Source organism: Sphingobacterium sp. Mn56C, assembly GCF_049319645.1.
GTDB lineage: Bacteria > Bacteroidota > Bacteroidia > Sphingobacteriales > Sphingobacteriaceae > Sphingobacterium.
The window spans coordinates 574,509-588,428 of record NZ_JBMOUC010000001.1; the positions used below are offsets into that span (position 1 = coordinate 574,509).

Genomic DNA, 13,920 nt, shown 5'->3' on the forward strand with positions numbered 1-13,920 from the left:
TTTTTATTATTCTACAATTAATTTCACTTGCAATTATAATTTTAGATAAGGATATCGACGCTGAAATTGGATTATAATAAGTCTATTTTTGTAGGTTAAAACGCGATAAACCCCGCATCTTACCATTTCCGACTGCAGTATATTTTTCCTACAAAAAAAATTAAAATGTTAAAAAACCTTAAAATTTCTCTTGGTAATTTGTTACCTGTTTAATGATAAATCGAATTATTAATTCGATTAAGCTTGCTGTAAATCAGCTGTTTAGTTCTTGTCAAATCGTATCATTAAAGTTACAATATGTTCCTTCTAAAAAAAAACAGGCTAAAATAAAGGCATATTAATTGCGTTTAATGAATCGTAATATTCTTATTACAATCTTTAGGTTGTATGGGATACTATTGCACAAATCGACTACTAAAAGATAGAAAGCTATGAATTACATGAAAGAAAACTCCGTTGTATCGAAGCAGATTAGCCCCCTCTGGAAGCCTAAGGTTTACGAATTAAAGGATGAACCCTTGCCTGCAGAAAATAGCCGTAAAAAAGTAGAAAGTAGCAGCTTTGGTCCACGCGAATATGGAATTTTTGGAATCACATTTCTGCTGTTACTAGCCTCCGTGGCTGCAGTATTTATGTTGAGGGAAGAATTCGAGGTTCTGCGTTATCAGCGTCTGGATACTATTGGTGGTACGATACTCATAGGTTTTGGTTTATTATTGGCTTTGGTAGCTATTTCGTTTTTAATTTTTTTGGTCGTTTTGCACCGTAAATATAGGCCAATAGCTTCGGTCTCTGATGCCGAATTGCCGACCTGTACCATAATTGTTCCAGCTTATAATGAAGGGCGTTTGGTATACGATACCTTGCATAGTTTAGCCGGTAGTGATTATCCCGTACAGAAACTACAGATTATTGCGATCGATGATGGGAGTAAAGACAATACTTTTGACTGGATTCAGCGTGCAAAACTGGAGTTGGGCGACCGTATAGAAATCTATAAGCAGCCTAAGAATATGGGTAAACGCCATGCGCTATATCGTGGTTTTAAGTTGGGAACTGGTGAAATATTTATTACAGTAGATAGTGATTCGGTCGTGAATAAGGATACCATACGGAATATGGCCAGTCCGTTTGTGACCAACAAGGAATGTGGTGCCGTAGCCGGAAATGTACGTGTGCTAAACAATAAAAAGGCTATTATTCCGCGTATGCTTAATGTCAGCTTTGTCTTTAGTTTTGAGTTTGTACGGTCGGCACAAAGTGAGTTAGGAACGGTTATGTGTACCCCAGGTGCCTTATCAGGGTATCGTAGAGTCGCGGTTATGAATTGTTTGGAAGACTGGATAAACCAGACCTTTATGGGGCAGCCATCCGATATTGGCGAAGACAGGGCGATGACGAATATGATATTAAAACAGGGCTATCATGTTTTATTTCAGTCGAATGCGTATGTCTATACGGATACGCCTATCGCGTACAAAAACCTGTATAAAATGTTTATCCGATGGGAAAGAAGTAATGTACGGGAGAATATAATGATGGGAAAATTTGCCTTTACAAACTTCCGTAAAGGCCCTAAATGGGGCGCACGTTTATTGCTAATAATGCAATGGAAAAAAGTGCTACTGGCATACCCCATGTTATTGTTAACAATATGGACCGTTTTTCATTATCCATTACTGTTTTTAAGTTCCACATTGGTGGGTATTCTGCTCTTTTCCAGTATACAGGCCTACTTCTTTGCGACAAAAAACAAAGATAGTAAAGAAGCGCTTTGGGCCTATAGCTACAGCTTGTTTTATGTGTTCAGTTTGTTTTGGATAACCCCGTTTGCCATTGCTACAGCAGGACGTCGCGGTTGGTTAACAAGAGGTTAATTGGAGAGCTCTATTTTTGGACATACTATATATTTATGAAGGATTTTCAGGTACAAAAAATTGCCATAATCGGTCAGGGATACGTGGGGTTGCCATTGGCAATAGCCTTTTCAGCAACGGCTCCGGTTATTGGTTTCGATATTAATAAAACTAGAGTGCAGGAGCTTCAAGCAGGGGTAGACCGTACCTTAGAAGTCGATGGAGCTGCACTCAGGAAGGCTGCGTCGCTATATACGGATTCGCAGGCAACAAGGGGGTACAAGGCCAGCAATCTCCAAGCCGATATTGCGGACGCTAATGTATATATTGTAACGGTGCCAACGCCAATTAATGATTTTAATACCCCTGATTTATCACCCTTACGTGCAGCATCGAAGATGATTGCTGAGGTTTTACGCCCCGGGGATCTTGTAATTTATGAGTCTACAGTATACCCGGGTTGTACCGAGGAGGAGTGCATACCCGTTTTAGAAGAATATTCGAAACTTGCGTATAATGCCGACTTTTTCGTGGGGTATTCGCCAGAGCGTATTAATCCAGGAGATAAAGTGCATTCTTTGCAAAATGTAGTGAAGGTAACCTCAGGTAGTACAGCTGCGGCAGGGCAGGTGGTAGATACCTTATACAAGTCTATTATTACGGCGGGTACACATTTAGCCCCGTCTATAAAGGTTGCTGAGGCGGCCAAGGTTATTGAAAACGCACAGCGTGATGTGAATATTTCCTTTATGAACGAGCTGGCTTTAATTTTTGACCGTGTCGGAATCGATACGCAGGATGTTTTGGAAGCTGCAGGAACGAAGTATAACTTCTTACCCTTTAAACCTGGATTAGTGGGGGGCCATTGTATATCTGTAGATCCCTATTACCTGGCACAGAAAGCGACACAACTCGGGTATCATCCGCATGTAATCCTATCCGGTCGCGAGGTGAACGATCAGATTGCTTCTTTTATAGCCTCCAAAGTGGTTAAATTAATGGTGCAGAAGAATATCAAGTTTGACAGCGCAAAGGCGTTGGTTTTAGGCATTACATTTAAGGAAAATTGTCCGGATATGCGTAACAGTAAGGTTGTAGATATGGTCAATGATCTTAAAGGTTTTGGGTTGGAGGTGGATATTTACGACCCTTGGGTAAATGCCGAAGAAGTTAAGGGGTACTTTGGTCTTTCCCTTTTAAAACAGCTGCCCCAGGATACCAGGTACGATAGCATAATACTTGCTGTGGGGCATCGCGAATTTATCGGTTTGGATCTGTCGCATTTAAAAAAGGATTCTTCTGTTGTTTTTGATATTAAGGGTATTATAGACCGTAATATGGTTAATGCTCGTCTGTAAGGCGGTTATCAGCACTTCCAGAGTTGCCGTGCAGTGGAAGTGCTGATAGTATGGTATTATTCTATTTTATTTACCTTGAAAATAATAGGGGTCCTGAAAGTTTTTGTTTTTTTGCAGGTATGCGGTTTTACCTTTTACATCGATTATCCAATTAAAACGATGTATCAGATCGGCACCAATATAACTTTGCGGTTGATTTTTGAGGTCACCCACACTGATATTTACCGGAATAGCATGAAATTCATCCCTTCCTATCTGAAGATGAGGAAGTAGAGCAATAAGGTTTTTACTTTTATTTCCTCCAGAATTTAGGACTGTCTTTTCATCTATTATAGTGAGTTCATTTTCAAGGCTATGCTGTTCGGTAAAGGTATTTCCGAAAATTACAGCTCCAGAGAACCCCGACTGCAGCATAAATTCGGTCGTTAACACCTGGTTTTTAAGGATACTGTTTGCCGCAATAAATAGTTGTCCTCTTTTGCTTATTAGCGGTAGGGCGATAAAACCTTGGGTTGATGGAAGATTATCATAGACTTCAAAGCAGGAATTATCATAATTAATTTTAAAGATCTTGTTCTTAAAAAGCTGGGTTCCAATTTTACCATCAGCTTCATACCCTGTATATTCATTATCCCATATCCAAACACTATCTAATCTTGTATTTGCCACTTGAATTCGATTATTTTTGCTGAGCCCCTCCGGAAATTCAGCAGTATCAAACTTTACCGACGGCACTTTATTTATCCGGTTTGGCGCCAGGGAGCCCTCATGCATAGCAATTTGGAACATCAGATTTGCACTATCGCTGTCATTGATCAATGCCTTTACGAGGATATTATAATGGTTATTTAATCGAAAGGGAATTATTTCCTGAGCCTGGGATGCGCAAATCAATGATACCAAAAGTAAGGTTAAGGAAATCTGAACTTTTCTCATGTGGGTGTAGGTTGTTTAACGATGTTGTACACTGTAAAGAAAATAAATATCTTCCATATATTAAGAAAATTTTTAGGTTTTACCCGCTCCTAAAAAAATAAGATCCAAACCCTAATGGCAGCCATAGTGCCGCCATCCGGGTCTGTCTGGTTTATTTCTGAATCTTTATCTCGCCATTAAAAGGGCGGTAGATACTAGGGAATGTATTGATGAATTCTGGATAGTCGGGCTTAGCCTCAAAATTATAGAATGCGGCAGTATAAATCCCTTCAGGGAAATTTTTTGTCGGAATTTTAATCTTTAAACTATTGGGTTGTTTTTCAAGTATCTCTACATCGTAGTACCCCCCAAGTTCTTTATTCCAAATTCGGATGCCAGTGGTTTTATCCATATTTTTTCCTGGAAGAATAAGCTCTTCCCCAATTTTGGCGTTTATGTTTCCTGTAAAAGGCAGCTGCTGAGGTCTGGGGTCTGCCAAGATATCGAACTCCTGTTTAATCGCTATGCTGTACGGACTGCTGAAGATGCGTATACCCGTAAAATGCCCCACCGCATTATCGCCCGGAATAGCCTTAAAGCGTACGAGATTTTGATGGAACGCTTCCGTATCTATCGGTGCTTCCACCTCCTTGCCGTCTGCGGTTTGTAAGAATACTTTAAGCTGTCCATCCTCGGGATTAAAATAATCGCCAAAGAAACGTATCTCTTCGCTAACCACACTATAGAATTTACCATTCTTCTGATGTAAACCATAGGTATTGCCTTCGTCTTTAACATATGGCTTCGGTTGGTTAACCACCTTTTTAAGGGTATATACCTGCGTTGTACCATCTTCGGCAGTAACCGTAAAGGTGGTGCCATCGACAAACGGCACTTTGCTTAACGATGCAGGAAAAATATGTGCTCTGTCGGAAACCTTTAGCTCGGGCGTTATACTTTCAGGCACCTTTTGTTCGGGTGGCCAATACAAGATTATAGCATTGCCATGAATCGCCGCGACTAAGGGCTTACCCTGAGCATCATTCACACTGAATCGAAGGAGGTCCTTGTAAGGGAAGCTCGGACTTTCTTTTTTACAACCGTAAAATAGTGTAAGTAGCAGCATTATTATCAGGCAGTTTCTGCCGTAAACCGGTATTTGTCGGGGGTTAGATATTTTTATCATAATAATTAATTAATTGTTAAAATTAGGGTGTTACCTTAACGTAAGGCTCCAAAACAGGGTTTGTTCCGGATAGCCTTCAAACTTGACCGTTGGATTGTACCTGCCTGCAGGAACAGTTGTCGGAATACGGATTATGGCTTCGGTTGCTGTATATTGTTCGATAGGGCAACTTATTTTTTTGCCGCCTACCGAAAGGCTAAACTCCGTAAAGTTCCGAAAGATATTGCCGTTACTTTTAATGGTAAAGGTGTCGCCGATCGTAACCGTCTGACTTCTGAACGCTACATCTGGACGTTGATATTCCAATTTTATTGGGTACTGTGTTTGGGTGGTAGCACCGCGCACTTTAATACGCACTTGGTAAAGCCCTGGCATGGCCGTAGTAGGCATACGAAGATCGCCAAAGGAGTATTCCTTTTGCTTGGTGCTGCTGTTGTATTTTACACGGATATAGGCTGTACTAAATTCTGTGCTCGATAGGAGTGGCAGCTCATGGCCAGCTTGGTCCACAAGAAAGGCCTGTATTTTCTCTATATCGGTGGTATTAAAGACGCCCTGAAGTTGTAGGTTGTAAGCGCCGACGCCGAAAACCTGGTAATGGTTTGCTGAAGAAAGCTCCTGTAGCGCTAAGGCAGTGCCCGGCTGTTGTACGATGCTCTTTAATGTATAGGTGGATATGCTTTTATCGGCCCCTCTCACCGTGTAACGTATACTGGTATCCAGCACCGATATCGGCTTAATTTGTTCCAGCAGCGTTGCTCCAGGCTCCAGGCTTATTTGGGGAACAATCATTTCAAGCTCGTTATAATAAGGAAGGTAGAGTGTAATAAGGTGCTCCTGCTGATCGATAGCAGCATAGATATCGCCCTCAGCAAGTGGCACTTTAAAGGCCGTAATTTTGCTGTTAGGTAGGGTCGGCAGGCTTTCGTTTTTTTTGCAGGCTAGGATAGCGCAACAGCTGCAGAAAAGCAACAGACTATATTTTATTTTTTGAATCATTTTATTCTGTTATTAAGGGTTTTATGGATTTAAACCTGTAGCTAGGGTGTTATTTAATCTCAAATTTTGTGCTTCCAGCTGGAACGATTACGTATTCAAAGGTGAAAAACATATGGGGTGTATTTAAAAACCACTGCTCCGGATTAAAGGCATCTTTGTAACAGCTGATCATTTTAATTTTAGCATAATCGCCATTTGCCAGCTTTACAATTACTGTGCGCGCAGGTATATGCACATTTTTTACGGTCACTAGGGGTTTGCTAAGCGTGTAAGCAACATGCCTTTTTTCGTACCGACCATCACTCATTAGGGTGCCACTAAAATCATAGGCATACCAGCCAATTCCTTCACCGAAGTCGCCATAGTTGTCGGTGCCAATCTTTCCATCTCTGCTGGAAAATTCGCTGTCTGCGGGAATATCAATAACCTCATCGAAGGCTTTTTCCACAATGGCTACAGCTCCCTTTCCGGCCCCAAGGTATCCTCTATTGTTAACATCGGTACCGTTGTTTCCCCCAATAAAACTGTTGTATAAACCCGAAAATGAAATATCCCAATAGGCAGTTTTACTATAGCTCAAAGGCTGTTCTTGTTTGTAGCTAAGGCTATAAATAACCGCGGTTTTGCGCGCCATAGGGTTTTTATCGTCGGTCTCTGCAGCTAGATTTTCTACGCGATGCAGCTTATAATAGGCTACCGTAGCGGTGGTAGGCGCTGTAGGTGCTACTTCGGTTTCCAGTTGTGCCTCGCTCTTGCTGCAGCTTAAGGTTATGCTGCATATGGCAAATAGTACCCACAGGTATTTTGCCTTAGACCCTAATTGTTGTCGTCCATTCATTGTTTTTTGTTGTTAAGTATGTTTTTCAATTGTAGATTGATGTTGTTATTTTTTGCAGGCAGGTTGGCCTTTTGTCGTGGAGCCTCAGCGGAAATTTGCGGTCTTATTTTTATTAATAATCATTCTAAATAAATTTGTGCAAATGTTTGAATAGTTTTGGATAGATGAGCTATGCAAAACGATTTATTTTATATTAAAAGTGGTTTATTTTTATTGGACTGGTCCCCCGGGCTGCCATAATATTTCAGGAATTAACATAAACTTTATATTGCTGTGCTATTTTAGCAGTCGAAAAACAACTGGGGTTTTAATTTCTGTTTTAGGTATGGTATCCTTTATTTACCTCAATGCCATTAATCCCCGGAATACTACGATTAATCGAATAGCAACATGGACGAGTTTCCTCCGAATGAATTAAAATTATGCCCGCTTTGTAAGAAAGGGAATTTACATGAGCGCGTATCAAGAGGCTTAGGGGTAAGAACTTTCTTATTCTTCCTCCCATTAAGGCGTTACAAGTGTTATTATTGCAATAGAAAACCCTTGGTATGGAAATAGCGAATGCAGGAAGAGAAATTAGGCGCGTTTTACCATAGTAAAACGCGCCAATAATAACCTATCTATAGCTCCATAGATCGCGTAAAAAGTTAAGCTGTAGCGGCTAAGGTTTATTCGGTGACTACTGGAGTTTGTATCTTAATTACTCGGTTTTAGCTGTATCTTTAATTTTCACTAAAGTCATGCTTCCATCAAACTCCATGGTTGGAGGGGATAAGGTATTTGTAATATCCTTATAGGTATATTTTAAGGTAATTTTAAGTGTTGTTATTTCTGTGTTGTTATGCTGTGGATCCGTGTTTATAGATGTTTCTATTTTAGCCGTCTGTGGTTGCAGTTCAATAGCAGGATCTGCGGCAAATAACGATACAATTTTTGTGTCTGGGTTAACGTGTAGCATAATTATAAATTTATTATTTATATCTAGATTTGAATTGGGATCAATATTACCCGCATAAAAATAGCAGGTATTTTCGTCCACAACCTTTAAGGTTCGACTGCTGAGGTTAATCTCAGAATTATAGGTTTTATCGCGTACTTTGCCCGAAACAACATAATTTCCCGAGAAGTAATTTTGAAACAAAATCCGCAACAAGGCCTTGCTATACTTGTTAGGGCCTATGCTATAGCTTGAGGTTTCGGAAATACGTAAGGGCAAAACAAAGTCCTTTAGCTTATCGATTTTTGCTGGCTTGAGTTTTATGGGAAGCATAACTCGTTCGCTTCCGTTAGGTATAATTACGTCCTGTGCAGATAACGCATAACTATCCTCCGGCAACAAGTTGTAATATAGATTTGTCTGATTTCTAAAGCGTTCAAAATTGTAATTGTTTAACGTATCGGTATCAAGGGCAACTTTTACATGAACATTTTCGGTATTTCGAGTAGTTCCACTAATCGATACCGGCAACATAGCAATCGTTTCTTCCTGACTATTGTAGTCGATCAACATATCTTGAAAACCATTTTTTGTAAATACCACAGTTTTTTCAAAAAGCTCATCGTCGAGCATAGGATTACAACAATATAGTGTTCCAATCGACAGTATGCTTAAAAAGATTATTTTTTTCATAGTTAAGTAGAATAAATTGTTACCAACCTGGGTTTTGCGTTAATTTACCATTCCGTCGTAGTTCACCCGTTTCAATGGGCCATAAATACATTTTGCGGATAAATATTTTAGGAACCGATGTAATCACCGTCTCCGCATAGAAAAGCGGACGTTGCGCATTATCGCCCTTCATATCCAAATTTGCGCCCATGATTGGCATATTCTCCTCTATAGCGGCATCCTTCCAACGTCTTAAATCCCAGTATCTGGCATTTTCTCCAAAAAATTCAATTTGCCTCTCCAGCTTTAGGATCTTACGGAATTCATGTTGGTTTTGGTAGGTGTTATCCAGAATGTCTGGAAGACCAGCGCGCATACGGATACGTTTCATCGCATATTGTATTTGGTTCACATCCCGGTTTACTACGATATCAACCTCGTTATAACCTTTGACTATATGCGAGCCAGTCAGTTCGTTTAATGCCTCAGCATACCAGAGCAAAACATCCGCATAACGAATTGAAGGTTCATATTTCCGCGTTCTTTGTCCGCCCTCGGACCAAGAATCATCGGGATGGTAGTATTTTTTTACGCCCACCCCCGTACGAACATAAAAATCTGGGGACGATAATATTTTGCCATTGGGTTCGCCTTTATAGTAAAATATCTGTCTATTTTTAAGGGCAGAATTGGTGGTGCTATTGTTCTCCCAAATCGAACCATTGTAGGCGGCGCTTGCATAAAAACGAGGTTCTCTATTTGCATATTGTAAACTTACGTTTGCCGGTAATGGTCGATAAGCATCACTATTGCTGCTAAAGGCATCCTTATTTTTTTGATACTCGGGTGATTCATATATGGTTTTCCCATCGTTCATATAATAAGCTTTAACCTGTTTTAAGGTCATCGCATTGCAGTTATAGCCCCCCAATGTTGTTGGTGCAGCGTGTTTGGCAATATCGGTTGTATTTCCACTAGCCCATTCAACTTGTGTAAAGATAAATTCTGGGTTTTTGGATATGGTAATACCCCCGTTGAAAATCTCGCTATACGAAAGCATAGGGTCTGCCCCCTTCCAGCCATTTGGGTAAACATTTTCCGAAAATACAGGGTGATAGGGTGGGTCTATTGTCTTTTTATATGGTTCTATATCACGGTCCTGGTAAGGGTGAATGTATAAGTCATATTGCCCAAGGTCTATCACCTCCTTTGCGGCAGCGGCAGCCTTTGCCCATTTAAATTCCGAGTAGGTTTGGTTAATGAGTTGCTTACCCGTGTTATCGACCAAGTCGAATAATTCATTGTTGCCATTATACAAGGGGGATGCAGCAAATAGAAATACTTTGGCGCGCGTTGCTAGCGCTGCACCACGTGTTGGACGTGCAACCTCCGTAGCCGATCTTACTGTAGGTAAAGCGCCTGCAGCAAGTGCAAGTTCAGCGGTAATGTAATCCACGCAATCATCGTATGAATTCCGGGGAAGTCCTAATTGTTCATAGGGTAAACTTACATCTTGTCCTTCGTCTGGCACTATAGGTATTGGACCAAACTGCCGTAGTAACATCCAGTAAAAATGCGCCCGTAAAAATCTTGCTTGAGCCTTTGCATCGGCAATTTCGTTCATATTCATTTCTATGCAATTGTCTACATATTGCAGGAATACCGAAGCTTTACGTATTCCCTCGTACAAAAATGCCCAGCGTCCTGTTTCGTAGATTTGATCGTCAGCAGAGTACTCGCAGTTTTGATAGCGACGTATCCTATCCTGGCGGTCGCCAAAGATCATATCATCCGAAATAAAAGAAAATGCATTGCCACCATCCCCCTTATTTACAATTTGGGCGCCAGTATCCTTTAAGTGCCTATATACACTCGTTAGCCAGTTGGAGGTATATTCTTTACTAGCAAATATTTTTTCCTTACTATTAAGCATATCGTTAAAGTACTGGTCTACACTTAAATATTTTTGACAAGCATTAAAAAGCGTGCCCGAAGCACATAAGGCTAATAAAATTAATTTTTTTGTTTTCATGCGGGTATAATAAAGGTTAAAATTCGACTCTAAGCCCTAACGTTAGGGTTTTACTGATCGGATACGCTCTGCCATCACTGGTTCCAATTTCTGGATCCCACCATTTGAACTTACTCCAAACATAGAGATTATCGCCACGCAGGTAAACGCGCGCAGCACTAATTTTCAGAGAGGACAACAACGCTTTTGGCAAGGCATAATTGACATCTACATTTTTTAATCTTAGGTAACTACCATCGCGCAACCAAAATGTTGAATTACGAAAGTTATTTGCGTTTCCATTGTAACTTAGGCGCGGAAATAGGGCGTTCGGATTTTCTGTACCTGGAGATCCTGAAATTTCGCTAGGAATCCAACGATCGCCATCGTTAGCGACAGCAGCTAGAACATTTCCTATATCGCCTGTAGCAAATGGATGTACATTATTACCACCGATGAAAAAGTCCGATTTCCCGGATCCTTGTAGTAAAAAGCTTAGGGAGAAGTCTTTCCATGTGGCACTCATCCCCAAACCATAGATGATGTTAGGCACCGTAGTAGAGCCCAGTGGAACCTCGTCTTTACTATCAATAATACCATCTCCATTGACATCTTTATATTTAATATCCCCTGGAAGAAGCGTGCCGCCAAATGTCTGCTTTGGACTGTTCTCTATATCCTCATAATCCTTAAATAAACCCATCACTATCAAGCCTCGTGTTTGCCGCCAACGGTAACCTTTAGTCATTTGGTAAGGCAATGCGTTTGCTGCTTCATCATATTCCAAAACTTTGGAATTGCTATAGGTTATGTTTCCACGTATTGTAAAGTCGATCGAGCCTATTTTAGGAGCCAGCATAAAACTGGCATCGATACCTTTAGACAACATCTCACCAACGTTGGCCATGGGTTCTCTACCATATAAGCCTACGGTCTGTGGCATATGGCGGCGCGGCATAAATATGCGCATACGGTGATCCCTAAAGACATCAATTGTAGCCGTGATTTTGTTATTCAAGAAGGTGAAATCGAACCCTAAATTATTTTTTTTCGATACCTCCCAAGTCAAGTTTGGTGTGCCAATAAGGCTTTCATAAATCTCATTCTGTACGTTGGAACCATACTCACCGAAGGTATAACCACTCGAGTTAAAACTAAATGTGCTAATGTATGGGAAGCGTAATTCCTTACCATCAGGACCGTTTAATTTATCGTTACCTACCTCACCATACGAGTAACGCACCTTTAAGAGATCAATCCATGGTAAATTATCCTTAATAAAAGGTTCTTCAGAAATAACCCATCCACCTGATATTGCCGGGAAAAAGCCGAATCGCTTACGCTTTTCGAAATTTTCCGACCCCGTGTAACCGAAGTTGAATTCTGTTAAATAGCGGTCCTTAAAGCCGTAGGTAACTCGCCCAGATAAGGCCACATTCCGTTTGGGTACACCTTTCAATACATCGCTACCTACATTTGCTGTTTCACTGATATCCTGCTGATAGAAAAGTAATAACCCCCCGATGTTATGCTGCTGTGCAATTAGTTTGGTGTAACTTAAATTAGCCTCCGTATAATACCTTCGATTACCCCAGGTTTCCGAAGTTTGCGCTAGCGGAGTGGCTGTTTTAACACGACGCATTACGATATCACCATTTCTATCTCTTAAACGTTCCGCACGAAACATATCTGGGCCTTTTGTTCTACTGATGACATTGTCATTGTAGGTGTCGAAAGCAAATCTACCCACAAAACGCAAACCCGAAAGAACGTTGGTTAAATCCTGCTCTAAGGACACATTCGTTTGTACATTATTCTCCCAACGCGTGCTGTATCCTGTTTGCGTCAACAACACCCAAGGGTTTGTACGGTTGCCCGTACCATATGTCGGTATGCTACCATTGCTATATTTAACAGGTATTGTAAGCGGAGTAAACTCAGATAGTGAGCCCCAAATATCACCTGTATTAGTGCCAGGCCTATTTTGGTTGGTTAAGAATCCAGAAACCCCCAGGCGAACTAAGGTTGTTTTTGTGACATTGACATCTACATTTGCCCGATAATTGTAACGTCCATAGTTCACATTGGTATTGTATGTATTAATTACATCATCAGTTTTATACATACCATCTTCATTGTAATAGGCTCCCGAAATAAAGTATCTTGCCGTACTACCACCTCCAGCAATATTCAGCCGATATGTCTGATTTTTGGCACCATCTTTAAGCACATAATCCCACCAGTTTACATTTGGGTATAAATCGGGGTCGAGCTGATGACTTAATATTTGCTTTTCCACATCCGAAAAAAGTGGGTTTTGAAAACGCGCCTGTTTGGCTTCATTGGCGAGGTTCATATACGTTATGCCATCGACATAATTCGCTGTTCTAGATCTGGTATTATAGCCTCTTATGGCCTCCATATTTATTTTTGCTTTTCCAGCTTCCCCTTGTTTTGTGGTTATAATAATTACGCCATTAGCGCCACGTTGTCCATAAATTGCCGTGGCAGAGGCATCCTTTAGCACCGAAAAACTGGCAATATCCTCTATGTTTATTTCGTTGAACTTTCGCTCAATTCCATCGACCAAAACAAGGGCAGCAGCATTTGCGCCGAATGTATTAATACCGCGGATCCAAAATTCTGAAACATTAGCACCTGGCTCGCCTGAAATTTGGCGGGCAATAATCCCCGCAACGTTACCGGCTAAGGCATTGCTAAGTTGTCCCGATGAGGTTTTAAGGTCTTTAACATTTACTGTTGTTACCGCTCCCGTAACGGTTATTTTTCGCTGCGTTGTTCCGGCGGCCATCACTGTTACCTCATCGATTCCTGTATTACTGGTTTCCTGGAGTTCAATTTGTAAAAATGTGTTATTATCTACAGGGACTTCTTTTTTTTCGTACCCTACCATTGTGATAATAAGAATATCGTGCGGTCCCGCTTGAATTTTAAATTCTCCTTCACGGTTTGTCTGTGTACCAAATCCGGGTTTGTCTTTAATGGATATAGATACAGCTACCAAAGATTTAAGTTTTGTATCCGTTATTTTACCGTTTATTGTTAAGTTTTGGCCAAACAATAGGCTGCCGAAACCTAGATATGTTACTATAAGAACGATAAATTTTATAATTTTTTTCATAGTTTA

At 40.7% G+C, this 13,920-nt stretch carries 9 protein-coding genes; 2 read left to right on the forward strand and 7 right to left on the reverse strand.

The window, feature by feature from the left end:
• Window positions 1–431: 431 nt before the first annotated feature.
• Both ACL9RF_RS02660 and ACL9RF_RS02665 read left to right on the forward strand, forming a co-directional pair.
• Entirely contained in the window at window positions 432–1,877 is a 1,446-nt protein-coding gene (locus ACL9RF_RS02660) for a glycosyltransferase family 2 protein (RefSeq protein ID WP_422799040.1), read from the forward strand.
• Window positions 1,878–1,912: 35 nt separating this feature from the next.
• Entirely contained in the window at window positions 1,913–3,214 is a 1,302-nt protein-coding gene (locus ACL9RF_RS02665) for a nucleotide sugar dehydrogenase (RefSeq protein WP_422799041.1), read from the forward strand.
• Window positions 3,215–3,280: 66 nt separating this feature from the next.
• Here ACL9RF_RS02665 and ACL9RF_RS02670 read toward each other — a convergent pair whose 3' ends face one another.
• The 7 genes from ACL9RF_RS02670 to ACL9RF_RS02700 all read right to left on the reverse strand — a co-directional run bounded on the left by ACL9RF_RS02670 (window position 3,281) and on the right by ACL9RF_RS02700 (window position 13,914).
• Complete coding sequence (locus ACL9RF_RS02670; RefSeq protein WP_422799042.1) at window positions 3,281–4,150, reverse strand: hypothetical protein; 870 nt, start codon at window positions 4,148–4,150, stop codon at window positions 3,281–3,283.
• A 151-nt stretch (window positions 4,151–4,301) separates the two neighbouring features.
• Window positions 4,302–5,315 carry a hypothetical protein gene (locus ACL9RF_RS02675; protein ID WP_422799043.1) on the reverse strand — a complete coding sequence of 338 codons (1,014 nt, stop codon included), beginning with the start codon at window positions 5,313–5,315 and terminating at the stop codon, window positions 4,302–4,304.
• 30 nt (window positions 5,316–5,345) lie between these two features.
• A complete protein-coding gene (locus tag ACL9RF_RS02680; RefSeq protein ID WP_422799044.1) occupies window positions 5,346–6,314 on the reverse strand; it encodes a hypothetical protein in 969 nt (322 codons plus the stop codon).
• Window positions 6,315–6,363: 49 nt separating this feature from the next.
• Window positions 6,364–7,152 carry an HmuY family protein gene (locus tag ACL9RF_RS02685; protein ID WP_422799045.1) on the reverse strand — a complete coding sequence of 263 codons (789 nt, stop codon included), beginning with the start codon at window positions 7,150–7,152 and terminating at the stop codon, window positions 6,364–6,366.
• A 700-nt stretch (window positions 7,153–7,852) separates the two neighbouring features.
• Window positions 7,853–8,782: a DUF4973 domain-containing protein gene (locus ACL9RF_RS02690; RefSeq protein WP_422799046.1), complete on the reverse strand. Its 930-nt coding sequence runs from the start codon at window positions 8,780–8,782 to the stop codon at window positions 7,853–7,855.
• Between the two features lie 19 nt (window positions 8,783–8,801).
• The gene (locus ACL9RF_RS02695) at window positions 8,802–10,793 is read right to left on the reverse strand and encodes a RagB/SusD family nutrient uptake outer membrane protein (RefSeq protein ID WP_422799047.1); all 1,992 of its coding nucleotides are present in this window, start codon (window positions 10,791–10,793) and stop codon (window positions 8,802–8,804) included.
• A 16-nt stretch (window positions 10,794–10,809) separates the two neighbouring features.
• Window positions 10,810–13,914: a SusC/RagA family TonB-linked outer membrane protein gene (locus tag ACL9RF_RS02700; protein ID WP_422799048.1), complete on the reverse strand. Its 3,105-nt coding sequence runs from the start codon at window positions 13,912–13,914 to the stop codon at window positions 10,810–10,812.
• Window positions 13,915–13,920: the final 6 nt, after the last annotated feature.